The 17,795-nt window shown below is 63.0% G+C and carries 16 protein-coding genes; 7 read left to right on the forward strand and 9 right to left on the reverse strand.

Annotated elements, in window-relative coordinates; all coding sequences use genetic code 11:
• Positions 1–46 precede the first annotated feature (46 nt).
• From QM694_RS05940 to pbpC, 3 genes are read left to right on the forward strand one after another with little or no spacing between them, the layout of a single operon-like run.
• On the forward strand, positions 47–655 hold the full coding sequence (locus tag QM694_RS05940; protein WP_415006029.1) for a hypothetical protein: 609 nt from the start codon (positions 47–49) through the stop codon (positions 653–655).
• Complete coding sequence (locus QM694_RS05945; RefSeq protein ID WP_415008579.1) at positions 606–5,291, forward strand: alpha-2-macroglobulin family protein; 4,686 nt, start codon at positions 606–608, stop codon at positions 5,289–5,291. Before QM694_RS05940 ends, QM694_RS05945 begins: the two co-directional genes overlap by 50 nt.
• 2 nt (positions 5,292–5,293) lie before the next feature.
• Positions 5,294–7,396, forward strand: coding sequence for a penicillin-binding protein 1C (gene pbpC, locus QM694_RS05950; RefSeq protein WP_415006030.1), 2,103 nt, complete (start codon positions 5,294–5,296; stop codon positions 7,394–7,396).
• A 104-nt stretch (positions 7,397–7,500) separates the two neighbouring features.
• On the opposite strand, the gene QM694_RS05955 is transcribed toward pbpC, so the two are convergent.
• From QM694_RS05955 to QM694_RS05970, 4 genes are all read right to left on the reverse strand, one after another.
• The gene (locus QM694_RS05955) at positions 7,501–8,052 is read right to left on the reverse strand and encodes a DUF4202 domain-containing protein (RefSeq protein WP_415006031.1); all 552 of its coding nucleotides are present in this window, start codon (positions 8,050–8,052) and stop codon (positions 7,501–7,503) included.
• A 5-nt stretch (positions 8,053–8,057) separates the two neighbouring features.
• Entirely contained in the window at positions 8,058–9,593 is a 1,536-nt protein-coding gene (locus tag QM694_RS05960) for a CHAD domain-containing protein (protein WP_415006032.1), read from the reverse strand.
• A 60-nt stretch (positions 9,594–9,653) separates the two neighbouring features.
• Positions 9,654–10,043: a hypothetical protein gene (locus tag QM694_RS05965; RefSeq protein WP_415006033.1), complete on the reverse strand. Its 390-nt coding sequence runs from the start codon at positions 10,041–10,043 to the stop codon at positions 9,654–9,656.
• 182 nt (positions 10,044–10,225) lie between these two features.
• Entirely contained in the window at positions 10,226–12,175 is a 1,950-nt protein-coding gene (locus QM694_RS05970; RefSeq protein WP_415006034.1) for a sensor histidine kinase, read from the reverse strand.
• Positions 12,176–12,373: 198 nt separating this feature from the next.
• Here QM694_RS05970 and QM694_RS05975 point away from each other — a divergent pair, with 198 nt between their 5' ends.
• The 3 genes from QM694_RS05975 to QM694_RS05985 all read left to right on the forward strand — a co-directional run bounded on the left by QM694_RS05975 (position 12,374) and on the right by QM694_RS05985 (position 14,750).
• Positions 12,374–14,167: an AI-2E family transporter gene (locus QM694_RS05975; RefSeq protein WP_415006035.1), complete on the forward strand. Its 1,794-nt coding sequence runs from the start codon at positions 12,374–12,376 to the stop codon at positions 14,165–14,167.
• A gap of 81 nt (positions 14,168–14,248) precedes the next feature.
• A complete protein-coding gene (locus QM694_RS05980; protein WP_415006036.1) occupies positions 14,249–14,446 on the forward strand; it encodes a CsbD family protein in 198 nt (65 codons plus the stop codon).
• 67 nt (positions 14,447–14,513) lie between these two features.
• A complete protein-coding gene (locus QM694_RS05985; protein ID WP_415006037.1) occupies positions 14,514–14,750 on the forward strand; it encodes a hypothetical protein in 237 nt (78 codons plus the stop codon).
• 70 nt (positions 14,751–14,820) lie between these two features.
• Here QM694_RS05985 and QM694_RS05990 read toward each other — a convergent pair whose 3' ends face one another.
• The 4 genes from QM694_RS05990 to QM694_RS06005 form a co-directional block, all read right to left on the reverse strand.
• Positions 14,821–15,000, reverse strand: a complete 180-nt coding sequence (locus tag QM694_RS05990; protein WP_415006038.1) for a DUF1328 domain-containing protein — start codon at positions 14,998–15,000, stop codon at positions 14,821–14,823.
• A gap of 116 nt (positions 15,001–15,116) precedes the next feature.
• The gene (locus tag QM694_RS05995; RefSeq protein WP_415006039.1) at positions 15,117–15,428 is read right to left on the reverse strand and encodes a hypothetical protein; all 312 of its coding nucleotides are present in this window, start codon (positions 15,426–15,428) and stop codon (positions 15,117–15,119) included.
• 76 nt (positions 15,429–15,504) lie between these two features.
• Positions 15,505–16,086, reverse strand: coding sequence for a sigma-70 family RNA polymerase sigma factor (locus tag QM694_RS06000; RefSeq protein WP_415006040.1), 582 nt, complete (start codon positions 16,084–16,086; stop codon positions 15,505–15,507).
• Positions 16,086–16,274 carry a NepR family anti-sigma factor gene (locus QM694_RS06005; RefSeq protein WP_415006041.1) on the reverse strand — a complete coding sequence of 63 codons (189 nt, stop codon included), beginning with the start codon at positions 16,272–16,274 and terminating at the stop codon, positions 16,086–16,088. The genes QM694_RS06000 and QM694_RS06005 overlap by 1 nt, the downstream gene beginning before the upstream one ends.
• Positions 16,275–16,442: 168 nt before the next feature.
• Here QM694_RS06005 and QM694_RS06010 point away from each other — a divergent pair, with 168 nt between their 5' ends.
• The gene (locus QM694_RS06010) at positions 16,443–17,237 is read left to right on the forward strand and encodes a response regulator (RefSeq protein ID WP_415006042.1); all 795 of its coding nucleotides are present in this window, start codon (positions 16,443–16,445) and stop codon (positions 17,235–17,237) included.
• 167 nt (positions 17,238–17,404) lie between these two features.
• Here QM694_RS06010 and QM694_RS06015 read toward each other — a convergent pair whose 3' ends face one another.
• The gene (locus QM694_RS06015) at positions 17,405–17,779 is read right to left on the reverse strand and encodes a hypothetical protein (RefSeq protein WP_415006043.1); all 375 of its coding nucleotides are present in this window, start codon (positions 17,777–17,779) and stop codon (positions 17,405–17,407) included.
• Positions 17,780–17,795 lie beyond the last annotated feature (16 nt).

Consider the following 17,795-nt stretch of genomic DNA (forward strand, 5'->3'; position numbering starts at 1 on the left):
CATGTTGAAGTCGCGGGGGCACAACGCGGCGATTCAGGAGTTTGCTATGGCATCGGCGAATGTCAGGCGTGTCATCCCCCATTCCGGCACCTTCCAGCTTCTTCTCGCGCTGTTCTGCGCATTGTTTGCGGCGCATGCGGCGCAGGCGGCGAAGCTGTTTCCGCTCAATTCCTTCTCCTATTACATCAGCGATTACGAGAACGACCTGAAGGGCGTCGCCAAGCTGGTGAACAAGCCGATGGCCGATCTCGCCACCGAGCTTGCCGCCTCCGACGCCGCCAACAATCCCCGGCTTTCCGCCGTGACGCTGGAGAAGATGATTACCCTTCAGCCCAAGGACGCCGCCCTGTGGCTGAAACTGGCCGAGCGCCTCGCCGTGGCGCAACCCATCAACGATGAGGACAAATACCGCCTGCCCTCCAAGGTGATCGGCGCGAAGTCTCAAAGCCTATCAACTCGTGACCACGCGCGAGGACGAAGCGAAGGCGCTGTCACTGGCGGCGGGCGGATTTGCCAGCCGCGAAGACTGGCGGCCGGCCCTCCAGGCCTACAAGGAAAGCCTGAGGCTGGTGGAGAATGCCGATATCCGCACCACGTACGAGCAGATGCGCGAGGACCACGGCTTCCGCGTCACCGACTATCAGGTGGAGAATGATGCAACGCCGCCCCGCGCCTGCTTCACGCTGAGCGATCCGCTGTCGCGCACCGTCACCGACTTCTCGCCCTATTTCAAGCAGGACCCCGGCCCCGTCTCGGCGGTGACCGCAGATGGCAGCAAGCTGTGCGTCGAAGGGCTGAAGCATGGCGGCAATTACACCATCACGGTGAGGAAGGGACTGCCTTCCGCCGTCGATGAGGATTTGCCCAAGGATTATGATTTCACCTTCTATGTGAGGGACCGGGCGGCCGGCGTGCGCTTCGCGGGCAAGGCCTATGTGCTGCCGCGCACCGGGCAATCCGGCATTCCCGTTCTCACCGTCAACACCAAGGGCGTGAAGCTGGCGCTCTATCGCATTGGCGACCGTGGGCTCGTCAACAGCGTGCTCGATTCCAATTTCCTGTCGCAGATCGACGGCTATGCCGCCAATTCGATCGCCGATGAAAAGGGCGCGAAGGTGTGGGAGGGCACGCTCGACACGCCTTCGCCGCTGAACGAGGAAGTGACGACCGGCTTCCCCGTCGATGCCGCGTTGGGCAAGCTCGACCCCGGCCTTTACGTGATGACGGCGCGCGCCGCGTCGCAGCCAGAGGGCGAGACGTATGAGAACGTCGCCACGCAATGGTTTGTGATTTCCGACCTGGGCCTCACCACCATGAACGGCAAGGACGGGATGCGCGCCTTCGTGCGCTCCATCGCTTCCGCCGATCCGCTGAAGGATGTGGAGTTGCGCCTCGTCGCGCATAACAATGAAATCCTCGGCACAGCCACGACCGATGACAGCGGTGCCGCCCTGTTCGCGCCCGGCCTTGTGAAGGGAACGGGCGGCCTCGCCCCCGCCCTTCTCGTCGCCAGCACGAAAGACGGCGACTATGATTTCATCGACATTACCCAACCCGCCTTCGACCTGACCGACCGTGGCGTTGAAGGCCGCGATCCGCCGGGCGCCATCGATGCCTTCGTCTATGCCGAACGCGGCGTCTACCGCCGAGGCGAGACGGTGCATTCCGCCGTGCTGCTGCGGGACGGCAAGGCCAATGCCATCACCGGCCTGCCGATCACGCTGATCGTCGAGCGCCCGGACGGCGTTGAATACAGCCGCACCCAGCTGGCCGATCAGGGTGCGGGCGGCCGCGCCTATGACTTCACCATCAATGCGGCGGCGCAGGGCGGCACCTGGTCGATCAAGGCCTATACCGATCCCAAATCCGACCCGGTGGGGCAGACGTCCTTCCTCGTCGAAGACTATGTGCCGGACCGCATCGAGTTTGATCTGAAAACTCAGGCCACGGTGATCACCACCGGCAATGGCGCGCCGTTCACGGTGGATGGCCGCTATCTCTTCGGCGCACCGGGTGCCGGGCTTGATCTCGAAGGCGATATTTCCGTTACAGCCAATGACACGCCCTTCCCGCAATGGAAGGACTACAGCTTCGGCCTGACGGATGAGCGCGTGGACACGGTGCAAAACACCATTACGCCGCTGCCGCAGACCGACATCAACGGCCATGCCGATCTCGTGGTGCGCCTGCCGGAACTGCCCTCCACCACGCGGCCTCTCAAGGCCGATATCTCGATCCGTATGCGCGAGCCCGGCGGACGTGCCGTGGAAAACGATGCGACGCTTCCCGTGGAAGCGACGCAGGCCATGTTCGGCATCAAGACCGATTTCGACGCCGACTATGCGCCGCAGGGACAATCCTCCGGCTTCGACATCGTGGCGCTTGACCCCAAAGGCAATCCGGTTGCCGTGAAACATGCGGCATGGACGCTGAAGAAGCTTTCCTATGACTACCAGTGGTTCAACGTCGATGGCGACTGGCGCTATGAGGAAGTGACGCGCTCCTCCAAGCTGGCGGGCGGTACGCTCGACCTCGACGGCAAGACGCCTGCCCATCTGACACGCACGCTCGACTGGGGCCTTTACCGCCTCGAAATTGGCGCGGACGGCATGACGCCGGCCAGCATCGATTTCTCCGCCGGATATTACTGGAGCGATACCTCCAAATCCGACACGCCCGACACGCTGAGCGTGGCGCTGGACAAGACCACAGCCGCGACCGGCGACACGCTGAACGTGAAGATCGACTCGAAGAATGCCGGCAAGGCGTCGATCCAGATCGTCGGCGACCGGCTGCTGGCGATGCAGATGGTGGACGTTCCGGCGGGCGGCATCAGCGTGCCGGTGACCATCGGCAAGGACTGGGGGGCTGGCGCCTATGCGGTGGCCACGCTCTATCGCCCGATGGACGTGAAGGCCAAGCGCATGCCCGCCCGCGCCATTGGCGTGGCGTGGTTTGGCATCGATCGTGCAGCACGCACGCTTGATGTGAAGCTCAGCACCACGGGAGTGATGAAGCCGCGCCAGAACCTCGACGTGCCGGTGAAGATTTCCAATCTCCCCCCCGGCGAAGAGGCCTATGTGACCGTGGCGGCGGTGGATGTGGGCATCCTCAACCTCACCCGCTACAAGGCCCCGGCACCTGAATCCTATTATTACGACCAGACGCGCCTGACCGCCGAGTTCCGCGATCTCTATGGCTCGCTGATCGACGGCATGCAGGGCGCGGCTGGCGCCATCCGCTCGGGCGGTGATGCGGGCGCGGCCTTCACCTCGCCGCCGCCAACCCAGCCGCCGCTGGCGCTATTCTCCGGCCTCGTGAAGGTGAAGGATGACGGCACGGCGGATGTGTCCTTCGCGATCCCCGGCTTCAACGGCACGGTGCGCGTGATGGCCGTAGCTTGGACCGCGAGCAAGGTGGGCCATGCCCAGGCCGATGTGATCGTGCGCGACCCAATTGTGGTGGCGGGCACGCTGCCGCGCTTCATGGCGGCGGGCGACCAGTCGCGCCTGAGGCTCGACATCATCAACACCGAAGCCCCGGCCGGCGACTATTCGCTGGGCGTGACGGTGGATGGCCCGGTGACGGGAGACGCCGCCAAGCTGACGCAGAAAGTGACGATCGGTGCGGCGGGTGCGCGCGTGGCGGCCTTCGTGCCGATCACCGCCACGGCTCCGGGTGACTCTCACATCACCGCCAGGCTCGTCGGCCCCGACATCGTGATCGAGCAGGACTATACGCTGCATGTGGTGCCCGCCAACCCGCTGGTGACGCGCCGCACCACCATGGACCTTGCGGCCAATGGCGGGTCGATCACACTCAGCCCCGATCTCATTTCCGAAATGGTGCCGGGCACCAGCGCCGTGTCGCTGTCGGTTTCGACCATTCCGGAACTCGACGCGGCGGGGCTGATCCGCGATCTCGACCGCTATCCCTATGGCTGCTCCGAACAGACGGTGAGCCGCGCCCTTCCCCTGCTCTATTTAAGCGATCTCAAGGCGGGCAAGGATTTCGCCGATGACGAGCTGAAACGCCGCCTCGCCGATTCCGTGGCAAGGCTTTTGAACCGGCAGAGCGCCAATGGCTCCTTCGGGCTGTGGTCAGCGGGCGATGGTGACGCCAATCTGTGGCTCTCCTCCTTCGTCACCGACTTCCTGCTCAGGGCCCGCGAAAAAGGCTTCGACGTGCCGGAGAACAATCTGACCGACGCGATCAATTACCTGCGCAACAGCGTGGGCAATGCGCCGGACATCGAGGACGGCAAGGGCGAGGACATGGCCTATGCGCTGTATGTGCTGGCGCGCGCGGGCCGGGCGCCGGTGGGCGATCTCAAATATCTCGCCGACACCAAGCTCGAGAGCTTCGGCACGGTGATGGGGCGCGCCCATATCGGCGCGGCGCTGGCGATCCTCGGCGACCGCCAGCGCGCCGAAACGGCCTTCTCCTCCGCCGCCGACGAACTGGGCGAGAACGAGGATAATCCGTCCACGGAATATCGCGAGGATTACGGCAGCAATCTCCGCGATGCCTCGGCCCTTCTGGCGCTGGGCATTGACGGCAAGGCCAGCGACAAGGTGATCCGCGTGGCGGCCAAAGCGATCAGCACCGAACGCACCCGCAGCCGCTATGCCTCGACGCAGGAAATGTCGTGGATGGTGCTGGCGGCCAGGGCCATCGAGAACGATGCCAAGACCATCCGCCTCGATGTGAACGGCGCGCCGCAACAGGGTGCGCTCTACAAGCTGTTCGGCGAAGGCGACTTCACCGGCAATTACCGGGTGGCCAACACCGGGCCTTCGGCACTCCGCGCTGTGGTCGCCGTCTCGGGATCGCCCAAGGTAGCGGATCCTGCGGCGTCCAACGGCCTCAAGGTGACGCGCGCCTATTTCACGCCCGACGGGAAGCCCGTTGATCCGGCCAGCGTGGCGCAGAACACCCGGCTCGTGGCCGTCATCACGGTGGACTCCGCCGGGAATGGCAGCATGGACGGGCGCTTCCTCGTCTCCGACCGTCTGCCTGCGGGCTTCGAGATCGAGAATCCCTCGCTCGTCGCCTCGGGCAGCACGGCGAGCCTGAGCTGGCTCGAAACATCGGGATCGCCGACCTATACCGAGTTCCGCGATGACCGCTTCACCGCCGCCTTTGGCAGCACGCCGCTGAAAGTCGCTTATATGGTTCGCGCCGTTTCGCCCGGAACCTACGCGCATCCCGGTGTGACGGTGGAAGACATGTACCGGCCCGAGATCAACGCCAGCACGGGCACCTCCACGGTGGTGGTGACGGAACCTTAAACATGCGGCTCACGCTGAAACGGCCCCCGGCGCATGCGCTTTATGCGTGCGTGCTGGGGGCCTTCCTGCTGGTGAATGCGGTGGGCTTTCCGCTCAGCGAATTCATCCGCCGCCTGGGCCCGCCGCCTCTGGGCGAGCGCGTGACCTATTCCTCGCTGGTTGTGGACCGCGACGGCAAGCTGCTGCGCCCCTTCACCACCAGCGATGGCTATTGGCGATTGCCATTGAGCGCCAGGGATGTGGACCCGCGCTATCTCGCCATGCTGCTCGCCTATGAGGACAAGCGCTTCTACGAACACAGGGGCGTTGACCCTTATGCGATGCTGCGCGCCATGGGGCAGGCGCTGTGGCATGGGCATATCGTCTCCGGCGGATCGACACTCACCATGCAGGTGGCACGCCTGCTGGAGCCGCGCCCCGCCCGCACGTTCTCCGACAAGCTGGCGGAAATGATCCGCGCCGTTCAGATCGAGCGGCGCTTGAGCAAGGCGCAAATCCTTGACCTTTATCTGGCGCTTGCGCCTGCGGGCGGCAATGTGGAGGGAATCCGCGCCGCGTCCTTGGCCTATTTCGGCAAGGAGCCGAAACATCTCTCCACCGCCGAGTCAGCCCTTCTGGTGGCGCTGCCGCAATCGCCGGAAACGCGGAGGCCCGACCGCTTCCCCGAAGCGGCCAAGGCGGCGCGCAACCGCGTGGTGGCAAGGCTTGCGGCGGCGCACATCATCAACAGCGATCAGGCTGAAGCCGCCGAGGCCGAAGCGGCACCGGGCGGGCGGCAGACCTTCCCGATGCTGGCCGCGCAACTGGCGGAGAAACTCGCGAAACCTTTGGCCGATGGCCGCGTGGTGAAGACCACCCTGCTCCGCTCCCTGCAATCGCAACTGGAAGATCTGGCGCGCGAGAAGGCGACCGCCATCGGCGGCGGCGTTTCGGCGGCGATCATCGTGGTGAAGAACGACACCGGCGAAGTGATCGCCCATGTGGGCGGCGTCGGCTTTCTCGATTCACGCGGCGGCATGCTGGATTTGGCCAATGCCATCCGCTCACCGGGCTCGACGCTCAAGCCCTTCATCTATGGGCTCGCCTTCGAGGATGGCATCGTTCACACCGAGACATTGGTGGATGACCGCGCCGTGCGCTACGGGGCTTACGCGCCGCAGAATTTCGATGACAGTTTTCATGGCACGGTGACGGTGCGGACGGCGCTCCAGCAATCGCTCAACGTGCCGGCCCTGCAGGTTCTGGATGCGGTGGGGCCGGACAGGCTGGTGGCGCGGCTGAAGAATGCCGGCGTCGATCTGGTACTCCCCTCGGGCACAGCGCCGGGCCTGGCCGTGGGGCTGGGAGGCGCTGGAACGCGGCTCACCGATCTGGCGACGCTTTATGCCGCCCTTGCGCGCGGCGGCGAGCCGTTGCGCCTGTCATGGCAGCCGCCGGGAGCAACGCCTGACATGCCGCACCTCCGCCGCCTGATGGAGCCGCAGGCGGCGTGGATGGTGAGCGATGTGCTGCTGGGCTCGCCAGCGCCGCTCAACGCCATGTCGGGGCGCATCGCCTTCAAGACCGGCACCTCCTACGGCTACCGCGATGCGTGGTCGGTGGGCTATGACGGGGCGAACACCATTGCCGTGTGGGTGGGAAGGCCCGATGGCGCGGCGGTGCCGGGGCTGGTGGGCCGCATCGCGGCAGCACCCATCTTGTTCGACGCCTTCCAGAGGGTGAGCGCCACGCGCGCCAAGCTGCCGCCGCCGCCCGAGGGCGTGATCTTCGCGCGCACCAGCGAATTGCCAGCCAATCTCCAGCGCTTCCGCCCCAACGGCCTGCCGCAGGTGGCCGATGCGGGGCCGGGCAATCCGCCGCTCGCCATCGCCTTTCCGCCCGATGGCGCGAAGATTGATCTCGACGGCGCGGGCGAGGATGCGATGCTGGTGCTGAAGGCCTTGGGCGGCGTGCCGCCCTTCACATGGCTCGTCGATGGCGTGCCTGTGGTGACCAAGGACCAGCGGCGTGAATCCTACTGGGACCAGCCGGGCCACGGCTTCTCGCGCCTCTCGGTGATCGACGCCACGGGGGCCACGGCGACGGCGATGGTGCGGATACAGTGACATTCCCTTGCCTGTTACCCCGGCGAAAGCCGGGGCGCATGGATCAACAGCTGCGAATGTAAAAGTCTGGGTCCTGGCATGCGCCGGAATGACAGGTGATGCAGCTACTGCAACGCCTCTCCAAGCAAGCGCGACAGGCGCGGATCGAGGGTGAGTTGGCTTGCGGCCGCCAAGCCCTCGGCCGACATCTTGCGGGCTGTCTTGGCGAGAATGTCGCGTACCTTGTCGTCGGGATGCTTGGCGATGAATTCCGGCGCTTCGTGGGCGAGGAAGACAAGACAAATCACATCCTCCAGCGCCTGCGCCTCTTCATCCATCTTGAGGCGCTCCTTTTTCAGAAGCGAACCGACGCGGGCGATCTCATCTTCGCTGTAGCCTGCATCGCGCATCAGGCGGCCGGTGCGGCTGGCGTGATGCTGCTGCAAATCCTTGCGCCATTTGAGATAGCCGATGCGGCCTTCGTCATAGCTTTCGCGGGGACTGATCCAGCGCTCGATATGCTGGGCGCGGGATGCAATCTGCAAGGCTTCCGATGCGCCGGGCCGGAACGCTGCCAAAGCCTTCGACATGCGCTGGCCATAAAGCAGCGCGCGCGGCTGACCGTCCGCGTCCTTCACGGGATCAGCCGCATTCACCACATCAATGGCGGCGAGCACGGCATTCAGTCTTTGGGTTTTGTCCAGAATGGCTCCTGCGCCTTGAGAGTGTCCCACGCCTCGCCCAGTTCCTTCTCCGCCAGAATGGCCTCGCGCGCCTCCCAGCCGAGAATGAATCCGGCGGCCTCAGACATCTCCGCCCCGCCGCCCGCTGTCAACTCCCCGAGCAGGCGGCGCGCGGTGACCACATCATTGTGCGCGCCCAGCCTGTCCTGCAGATCGGAAATCACCGCAAGCCATGATTGCTGGCGCTTGGCATGGCCGAACAGCCCGCCGAAAAACTCGATGCCGTAGCGGAGATTCTTGAGCGCGATGCGCAGGCGGTGGCGGGCATGGTCATCAAGCTGCGCGAAGCCCTTGCCGCGCTTCCTCACCCGCTTGTGGAGTTTTTCCAGGGCCGATGCGGCGAAGCCTTCCGCTGTGATGCCGCCCAGCGATTCCTCACGCGCGGAAGCCCAGCCGCGCCGCGCCAGAAACGCCTGTATGTCGAGGACGAAACAGGTCGCCTCCTCGCCCTCGATCACCGCGCGGGCATCCGCATAGGCCTTTTCGCGCGCCAGCTTGAGGCGGGCCATCACCGCATCGGCGGATGATGGACGGTCGCCGCTGCTCAAAGGCCCGGCCCGCAGGCGCTCCTCAAACACATCGCAATCGCGCGCCGGGCCGAATTGCGCGGCAATTCCGCCAGCCCGTTCGCGGAAGGATAAAAACTCCGCACACGGAATGAATTTACTGAAGACTCCAAGCGCCGAGCGCGTGCGCCGCAGGGCGACGCGCAACTGGTGAACCGATTCCACGTCTTCGCCCGCCCGCAGCGCCGCCCAGTTGGCGGTGAAATGCGCAAGGCCGTTGCCGAGAATGGCCGCAATGCCATCATCCACTGCGCCAGCTTCAAGCCTGAGTGGACTCGCTTTGACGGGGCTGGGAACCTTTCCCTGCGCCAGCAGGAAGCCACGCTGCGACTTGCTCAAGAATTCGAGGCGGAGCGGCGCTTCGCGGGCGAGCTGGATTGCCAACGCATAGAGGCTGGCCTCTTCACCCGACTTCAGCTCGAGTTCCACTTCGGCCAGCGGCTGGCGTTTCCGCCCTGCCACCACCTCGCCCTCGTCCAGCGCCATTTCGATGGCGGCGGCGTCCGTTCCGGCATGCAGAAGCTGGCGCCGCACCACCGTGTCGAACTGGCTGACAAGCGGCTTGCCGTTGAGGATGTCCGCCAGCTTCTGCGAAACCTCATCGTCAAACAACAGGATGTCGGCCAGGCCCTTGGGCGACGGCACTTCGATCTCGCCGCGCTTGAACGGATTGTCCTTGGGCGGCAGCTTCACGCACAGCACCGGCCTGCCCCGCCCCTCGCGGCGCACCCTGAGGACGATCTTGCGGGCGATGAGATCGCCGTCCGCCGTATCGTAGTAAGTGGTTTTGAGCAGCGCTGAGGGGCCGGCTGCAAGCCCCGCGAAGAGAGGCAAGGCCAGAAGATCGCGCAAGCTTTGCGCGCTGGCCCTGAACTTCACCTCTGTTTCGACGCCCCCCGGGGCTGCCATGCCCTTGCTCCCCGGGCAGATTGGGGAGTTCGATTGTCACAATCAAGCAAGAGACGAAGCTCAGTCTCCGAGGGCCGCCGCGAGCGCCTGGATGACGGCGGCCGCATCGGCAGGCTTGGAGAGGATCTGCACATGCGCCAGAGCTTTCGGCACATTGAGATGAGCTCCATATCCCGTGAGAAACACCAGCACCGCACCCGTTTCCGCCAGCCGCAGAGCGATCTCCACACTGGTTGCTGTATTGATGCGGAAATCCAGAATGGCCGACCGGATGGGATGCGCCGCAACGGTCCGCTCTGCCTGAGCGATGGTGGATACCGTATGCAAGCGCGTAAAACCGGACTCGATCAGCGACTGTTCAAGGTCGAGAAGCACGATCGAATTGTCTTCGAGAACCAGGCAAGGCTGAAGCCGTTCGAGAATCTCGTCAGAAAGCCTTTGCCCCGCCATGATCCGCATACCGCCAAGAATGTGGTCTTAGCCCGGCCAAGGCCGGGCAAGACCAGTTACCTGCAGCCGGATGGCCCGCAGCGACCGGCATAAATCACGCAAGCATCCAGCCGGGAATATGTGCACCGTGACACACACGGGCGCTTATGTCTGTCCACAACAGCACATTCATGGAACAGCTTTCAGGATGTAATGGCGTTTATCGGCAGCCATGCCTCGTAAATCAGGCCGGTGCGCTGCCAGGAGAGTTTTGCCCGCCCCTGAAACTGGTCGGGGACCGCTTTTTCCAGCATGGTCAGGCCAAATCCCGACCGCCGCGGCGGCCGCACATTGCGAAGCCCGCTTTCTTCCCACCGCAGATAAAGCAAGGCACCCGCATCCTCCCGCTCGAGCCTGCCGCTCAGACTGACGGTGCCGCCATGCGCAAGCGCGCCATGGCGCGCCGAATTGGCGCCAAGTTCATTAAAGGCAATGCCGAGCGTCTGGGCATGCTGGGTTGGCAGTTCCACATGCGGCAGGTCGATGCGGATGCGCGCCAGATCATCCTGCAGCGGCATGTAGGGCCGGAGCGTGCTTTGTGCGAGGGCCTGGAGGGACGCAAACGTCCAGCCGGTATCGAACAGCAAATCCTGCGCGGCCTTGAGCGCCATCAGCCGTCCGTGGAATTTCCGCTCGTAATCCTCCACGCTGCGCGCGGTGCTGGCGCTCTGCCGCGCCAGGCTTGAGGTGAGCTGCACGGAGTTGCGCACCCGGTGCGCGAGTTCCGACAAAAGCATGGACTGCGTTTCCTCATCCTGCTTGCGCTTGGAGATGTCGATCACCACGATGGCATAGGCTGCCGGTTCCCCGGGCTGGCTCTCGATCAGCTTGCCATTGACAAGACACCACACCGGCTTGCCATCCTTGCGGATGAAACGCGTTTCAAACTGCACCTGTTCGCGCGGCGTGCCGTCACCACCGCGCAGGAGTGCGGCGCTTCTGGCGATATCATCGGGATGGGTAAGGCCAGCGACGGTCTTCGTTTCCAGCTCTTCCGGCGTGTATCCGAGGAGCGAGGCCATTTCGTCATTGGCCCGCAGGATGCGCCCGTTCGTTACGTCAGCCTCGCAATTGGCCGTGCCGGAATTTTCAAAGAACGCCTCCTGCCTGACGCGCACGGTGCTGAGTTCGGCGGCGGTGTAGGACAGTTCATGCGAGAGCGTATTGGCCCGGCCTCCGAGATTTGCCCATGCGCGCGCCACCCAGGCAAGACCGGTAGCCAGAATGCCGGCCAGCGCCACGATCAGCCAGCTGCGGGGGCCTGGCCCATCGTTTGACGGGGTGAGAGATACCCCCAGCGCGTAAGGCCCGATGGACATGCTTCGCCGCTGCACCAGAGACGGGTCTGCGGTCAGCTGCGGGCCTGCCGTGTAGAGCGATGTGCTTTGCCCATTATTGATCTCCGACAGCACAAAACTCTGATCCGGCATCAGCGATGCGCCGCGCAGCAAGTCGCTGTAGGGGATCGCCTTGAACAGCAGGTTGCGCGACACGGTTTCAGTGCCGGGCGTGAGATTTGCCGTGCGGACGCCGATCAGCAGGGCTGGCTCGTCCAACGGGCCATCCTTGGCGGAGATCACAAACTCGCTCTGTTTGCCTTCCTCTTTCAGGACGCCGGACATGCTGGTGATCCCGCCAAGGTCGAGGCCGAGGACGCCCGGAGGCTGCTTGCCGGACATGAAAATGACCGGGGCTGCAAAGGGGCTTTCAGCCGGAAGGCCATGGACACGATAATCGGCGTTTCCACTTTCGGCCTGGATATCCTTTTCAAGCGACATGACATCGCCCGCCGGTATGACGCGCGCCCAGATCCACCGCGCATCCGTTTCCCGTGGCCCGGCGAGGCGGGTGAGGAAGTCGCTGACGACGGAAATGGTGGGCGACCCGCCGCCAATCAAAGCGCCGGCGGCATAGCTTTCGGTCCGGGCCCCGCGCAGGGAGCGCTCAACAAGGTCAATCTGCTGGTCAGCAGCCTGCCGGGAGGCCATTTCGAGGTCCCGCGCTTCGAGATAATAGGCAGCGCCCGCCAAAAATACGGTGGCCGCAAGGCCCGCGCCTGCCGTCCATGCGGTTTTATAAAGCGAGACAAGCATTCATGCCCACAAACGAAAAACGTCACTGCACCTGATACAGGCGAGCGGAGAACACCCGCCAACCCGGTAAGTTCCCTTCAAATCGGCATAATTTGCAATCCCCGCGGAAAATGGCGGAACCCGGGCTTGTCCGGGACGTTTGCACAAGCCGCAAATGCCATGGTGTTGCCAGGCGCGGAAACCCAAGGGAGTTGTTCGATGCGGCCATTGCCACCCAAGGTATTCGGGGAAAACGTGCTGAGGCCTGTGCCCGGCCAGCAATTGATGGTGGGGCTGGTGGTCTTTCTGGCCATCTGCGTCATCCTTTATTTTGGCCGGGAAATCATCATTCCGGTGGTGCTGGCTGTCCTCCTGTCGCTCCTGCTTGCCCCTGGCGTACGCGCGCTGCAACGCTGGAGCATACCGAAATCGCTCGCTATCAGCATGGTGGTCGGCTTGACGCTGGTGCTGCTGCTGGCGGGTGCCGCCATGATCGCCACCGCGCTGACGCGGCTGGCGGCCGATCTTCCGCAATATGAAACCAACCTGCGCGAGAAGGCCAAGACGCTGCGGGTCTTCACGTCAGGCGGCGGCACCATGGAAAAGGCCGCCAATGTGCTGAAGGACCTGCAGATCGAACTTGCCGACAAGCCGGCCGTGGCAACACCCCAGTCCGCGGAGCAGAAGCCCATTCTGGTGGAAATGCGGGACTCGTCCTTCGGGCCGCTGGAGCCGATCATTTCGGTGCTGGGCATTCTGGCCTTTCCGGTAGCGCAGCTTGGCATCGTGATCATCATGGTGTTTTTCATCCTGTTCAACCGCGAGGATTTGCGGAACCGGTTCTTGCGCCTGGCGGGGACGAGCGACATTCACCGCACGACGATTGCCATCGATGAGGCGGTGCGCCGCCTGAGTAAGCTCTTCACCACGCAATTGATGATCAATGTGCTGACCGGCGCCTTCATCGGCACGGCGCTGACGCTGATCGGTGTGCCGGGCGGCATATTGTGGGGCGCGCTCACAGCCGTGCTGCGCTTCGTGCCCTATATCGGCACGCTCATGTCGTCGGTGGTGCCGTTGATCATCGCCGCCGCGGTGGGCGACGGCTGGACACTGGCCATCGCCACCATTGCGGTGGTGCTGACGACGGAGCTGATCGTCGGCCAGGTGCTGGAGCCGCTGTTCTTCGGGAAATCGAGCGGCCTGTCGCCTGTTGCCGTGGTGGCCGCCGCCACCTTCTGGACGGCGCTTTGGGGGCCTATCGGGCTGGTGCTGGCAACGCCGCTGACCATCGCCGTGCTTGTGGTGGGGCGGCATATCGAACAGCTTCAGTTCCTCGAAGTCATGCTGGGCAGCGAGCCCGTGCTAACGCCCGATCATGTGTTCTACCAGCGCATGCTGGCGGGCGATCCGCTGGAGGCGGCAGAACAGGCGCATGAGGACGAAAAGGCCGGAACGCTGGGCACATTCCTGACCGATGTGGCGGTGCCTGCCCTGCTGCTGGCGCAGCATGACCAGCGGCGCGGCGTTCTGACGAAAGAAAACCAGACCGCCATTGCGCACACCTTCTCGGAAACCCTCGATGAAATCTGGGATGAACAGCCCGAAACTGCCGCCGCACCCAAAGTGACGCTGATCGCCGGCAACGGCGCTCTCAATTTTGCGGCGGCGCTGGCATTCTCCGCCTATCTGACGGACATGGGCATCGCGCACCGGCTGCTGCCGGAAGACGCCATCCAGCCGGGTAAGCTCCATGATGTGCCGGATGCCCCCGATGCCGCGCTGTGCCTGTGCTATCTCTCCGTTCCAAGCGAAGCGCAGCATGCCTATCTGAAGCGCCGCATTCTGGCGCAGGCCGGACAGGGAAAATTCTACACCATGTCGTGGAGCGGATCGTCCGAACACGAGCACATCCTCTCGGCGCCAGAGGCGGCGGCGCGTTTCCCCATGCCTCCCAAACCTGCTGCGGAAGAAGCGGCCGCGGCACAGCCTGAAGCGATTTCCGCAGCATGAAACCGGGGAACTTTCCGGCCCGTTATGGCTTCTAAAAAGAGCGGGAAATCCCTCGCTTTATCAATGCCAAAGAGGTGAATCATGAACTGGGATCGCATCGAAGGTAACTGGAAGGAATTCAGCGGCAAGGCCAAGGCCCAGTGGGGCAAGCTGACCGATGACGACCTGACGGTCATCAAGGGGCGGCGTGAGGAATTGGAAGGCCGTCTCCAGAAGAATTACGGCTACGGCAAGGACAAGGCGAAGGCCGAGGTGGATACCTGGCTGAACGGGTTCTGAAAGAGCTGAAGCCAGCCCGGGCGGCGCTCCCCTCGCCGCCCGGTTTTCATGTGCAATGGAGAGAGCAATGGCGACCATTTCGGAAGTGAAGAAAGTGCAGGCTAATCCCACCAGGACTTTCGATTCGCCCGCTGACGTTTTGCGCGCCGATCTGACCGACGCGGAAAAGCTGTCGATCCTGAAAAGCTGGGAAGACGAAGCGCATCAACTCCAAACCGCCACCGAAGAAAGCATGTCGGGCGGCGAACCCTCCCGCCTCGAGGATGTGCGCAAGGCGATCGACAAGCTGGAAGAGCGGATGTAAGGCGGTTGAGAAATACAAAATAAAAAAAGAGCGGGCCATGCCCGCTCTTTTTGTTTTCAGGCGTTTGCGTTCACGCGCGCCGCATGGCGCCGAAAATGAAGCCCAGCACCGCCAGGACAATGGCGACCCAGAAAACGATCTTGGCGCCGGCCATCGCCGTGCCCGCAACGCCGCCGAAGCCCAGCAGCGCGGCAACGATTGCGACGATCAGAAAAATCACCGCCCAGTGCAGCAGATTCGAGAAGTTCATTTCACACTCCCTTGAAACAGGGCGATGACCACCCCTGTGTCAACAATGCGGCAGAAACCCAATGGTTCCTGCCGCCTTGCTTACAATAAAAAAATTTTACTTAGGGTGGGGCGGCGTTACCGGCGCGCCATGAAGCCCAGCACAATGCCGAGGCCAAAAGCTGCGACAACGGAGCCGACTGGATTGCGGGTCACCGTATCTTCAAGGGATGAGAGAGACTGGTCTTTCGCAGCGACGGCCTGCCGATATGCGGCCTTCCCTGCCCGGCTGGCATCATCGAACTTGCCCTGTGCCGCTTCGGCGGCCTGGTCTCGCACATCACGGAACCCATCGAGAGCAGATTGCCCTGCCGCGCGGAGATGTTCGACAGAGACGGATGCCGCGCGGTGAGCGGTATCGGAGATATTGGAAACGGTATTGCTGCGCATGATGATATCCTTCCAGAAATGTAAAGCACAGGGGAAACGGCGGTCCCCCGGCCCGGTTCCGGCGCGGCATCAAATTCTATTCCGCGGCGCTGGCCGCGACTGCCGCCTGAAAATCGGCGTCCGGGCCGAACTCGCCGCCCGATCCCAGTTTCAAAAGTTCCGCCAGCTTCGACCGGCCGCGATTGACCCTGCTCTTGATGGTGCCCACCGCCACGCCGCAGATCGCCGCAGCTTCTTCGTAGGACATGTCCGACGCGCTGACGAGGAGCACGGCTTCACGCTGATCGACGGGGAGTTTTTGCAATGCCGTCTGCATGTCGGTCAGATCCATGTGACCGTGCTGTTCGGGATGCGAGGCGACCTTGGCGGCGATGGCGCCATCCGCGTCTTCCACTTCGCGCTTGCGCTTGCGGATTTGCGTATAGAATTCATTGCGGAGGATGGTGAACAGCCAGGCCGCCATGTTGGTGCCCATCTGGTAGCTGCGCCGGTGCTGCCACGCCTTGGTGAGCGTTTCCTGCACGAGATCATCGGCACGGTCAGTACGCCCCACCAGCGAAATGGCAAAGGCGCGGAGCGACTGAATCGAAGCGACCAGATCGCTTTTGAATTGCCGGTCATCCGCGTGCGATGTGTCGGGCTGCTGCGCCTGGCCCATTACACATTGTCCTGCGTGGCGCTTTCATCAAGCTGCTTCAGCAGGTCGAGAAACCGGTCCGGCACGTCTTGACTGCTGATGTCGTCATAATAGGCTTTCAGCTTTCCGCTGACCGCGGCTTCGACGATTTTTGTGGATTTTCGTGTTGCCGGTATCGGGCGCTTGCCCTTGTCGTGGTGACTAATCATTCTTCGCTTCGCTCATCTGCTACCCCTGCCGCGCCTTGGTAACGTGCCCGGAAAGGCTTTGTTCCAAAAAATTTTTCGAAACTTTGGAACTGCAATGAGCATTAGACGTTTATTGACCAAATTGTAGCTGCAGGGAGAGGCCGGGTTAAAGCCAGGCCATTGATTTATATGAGTCTTTCCAAGAACGTTGCGCCTTATCTTCCCTTTCTCCGCCGCTATGCGAGAGCCCTCACCGGGTCCCAGGCGAGCGGCGACAGCTATGTCGCGGCGGTTCTGGAGGCGTTGATTGCCGATCCTGCTGCCATCCGCGACAATGCTAACCCGCGCATTGCCCTCTACCGGTCCCTGAGCAAGCTGTGGGGCTCGATCGGCATCAACCGGCATGGGGAAACCGCCCAGCCCGGCTGGGAAACGACCGTGCAGGGCCGGCTGAGCAGCATTCCCGGTCCTGCCCGTCAGGTCTTCCTGCTTCAGGCCGTTGAAGGGTTCAACCGGCAGGAAACCGCCGAAATCCTCGATCGGTCGGAAGTTGATGTCGCGACCCTTCATGATGAAGCGAGCCGCCAGATTTCCGAGATGATCTCCAGCGACATCCTGATCATCGAGGATGAGCCGCTGATCGCCATCGATCTGGAAGACATTGTTTCATCTCTGGGCCATCGCCCCATTGGCGTTGCCCGCACCCATCAGGAAGCCGTGAAAATGGTGCGTGAGCACGCGCCGCAGCTCGTTCTCTCCGATATCCAGCTTGCCGACGGTAGCTCGGGGATTGAGGCGGTAAACGACATCCTGAAGCAAATCGACGTGCCCGTCATTTTCATCACCGCTTTCCCGGAACGCCTGCTGACCGGCGAACGCCCCGAACCTGCCTTCCTCATCACCAAGCCGTTCTCCCCCGACATGGTGAAGGCGCTTATCGCGCAGGCCCTGTTCTTCGACATGCGGTCGCGCAAGGCGGCATGATCTTTCTCTTCCACGCAAAATAAAAGGCCGGGGATTTCCCGGCCTTTTATTTTGATGTTTCGTCAGATGACGTGGAACACATACAAGAGGATGATGACCGGGATTGGAAGGCCGATCAGCCAAAGTAAAACGCCTCGCATATTTTCCTCCTGAATGATGTTGTGTTTTTAGCCGCGCCACACGGCACCGGTCCTGGAGTTCACCAGCACCTGCACGACGTTGCCATTGCGGGTGGCGCGAAACACGTAGGTCGAGCCGTTGCAGTTCCTGGCCTGCACATTGCGGTAGCCCTTGCTGCGCACCACACTCGCCGCCTGCCCGCATGACATCTTACCATAAACCGGGCCGGGCTTCGGCTTCCCCGGGCGATACCAGCCATAGCCATGGCGGTAATAATAGCCGGGGCCGGGATTATAGGCGTAATAGGGAACGCCCAGATAGATTCTGACCTTCGTCTTTGCATCTGCTGCGGGAGCGGTCGCGACAACAGATGTGAAAGCCAAAGGCAAAGCCAATGCGGCTGCTGCGAGGAATGACTTCATGGATGTGCCCTTTCGT

It is taken from the genome of Aestuariivirga sp. (genome assembly GCF_047602625.1).
Taxonomy (GTDB): Bacteria; Pseudomonadota; Alphaproteobacteria; order Rhizobiales; family Aestuariivirgaceae; genus Aestuariivirga.

Excerpts from the sequence above, each read along its gene's own strand:
- QM694_RS05940 (WP_415006029.1), top strand. The coding sequence starts at position 47 with ATGGCATCGGCGAATGTCAGGCGTGTCATCCCCCATTCCGGCACCTTC.
- QM694_RS05945 (WP_415008579.1), top strand. The coding sequence starts at position 606 with ATGCGCGAGGACCACGGCTTCCGCGTCACCGACTATCAGGTGGAGAAT.
- pbpC (WP_415006030.1), top strand. The coding sequence starts at position 5,294 with ATGCGGCTCACGCTGAAACGGCCCCCGGCGCATGCGCTTTATGCGTGC.
- QM694_RS05960 (WP_415006032.1), bottom strand. The coding sequence starts at position 9,593 with ATGGCAGCCCCGGGGGGCGTCGAAACAGAGGTGAAGTTCAGGGCCAGC.
- QM694_RS05965 (WP_415006033.1), bottom strand. The coding sequence starts at position 10,043 with ATGGCGGGGCAAAGGCTTTCTGACGAGATTCTCGAACGGCTTCAGCCT.
- QM694_RS05970 (WP_415006034.1), bottom strand. The coding sequence starts at position 12,175 with ATGCTTGTCTCGCTTTATAAAACCGCATGGACGGCAGGCGCGGGCCTT.
- QM694_RS05975 (WP_415006035.1), top strand. The coding sequence starts at position 12,374 with ATGCGGCCATTGCCACCCAAGGTATTCGGGGAAAACGTGCTGAGGCCT.
- QM694_RS05980 (WP_415006036.1), top strand. The coding sequence starts at position 14,249 with ATGAACTGGGATCGCATCGAAGGTAACTGGAAGGAATTCAGCGGCAAG.
- QM694_RS05985 (WP_415006037.1), top strand. The coding sequence starts at position 14,514 with ATGGCGACCATTTCGGAAGTGAAGAAAGTGCAGGCTAATCCCACCAGG.
- QM694_RS05990 (WP_415006038.1), bottom strand. The coding sequence starts at position 15,000 with ATGAACTTCTCGAATCTGCTGCACTGGGCGGTGATTTTTCTGATCGTC.
- QM694_RS05995 (WP_415006039.1), bottom strand. The coding sequence starts at position 15,428 with ATGCGCAGCAATACCGTTTCCAATATCTCCGATACCGCTCACCGCGCG.
- QM694_RS06000 (WP_415006040.1), bottom strand. The coding sequence starts at position 16,086 with ATGGGCCAGGCGCAGCAGCCCGACACATCGCACGCGGATGACCGGCAA.
- QM694_RS06005 (WP_415006041.1), bottom strand. The coding sequence starts at position 16,274 with ATGATTAGTCACCACGACAAGGGCAAGCGCCCGATACCGGCAACACGA.
- QM694_RS06010 (WP_415006042.1), top strand. The coding sequence starts at position 16,443 with ATGAGTCTTTCCAAGAACGTTGCGCCTTATCTTCCCTTTCTCCGCCGC.
- QM694_RS06015 (WP_415006043.1), bottom strand. The coding sequence starts at position 17,779 with ATGAAGTCATTCCTCGCAGCAGCCGCATTGGCTTTGCCTTTGGCTTTC.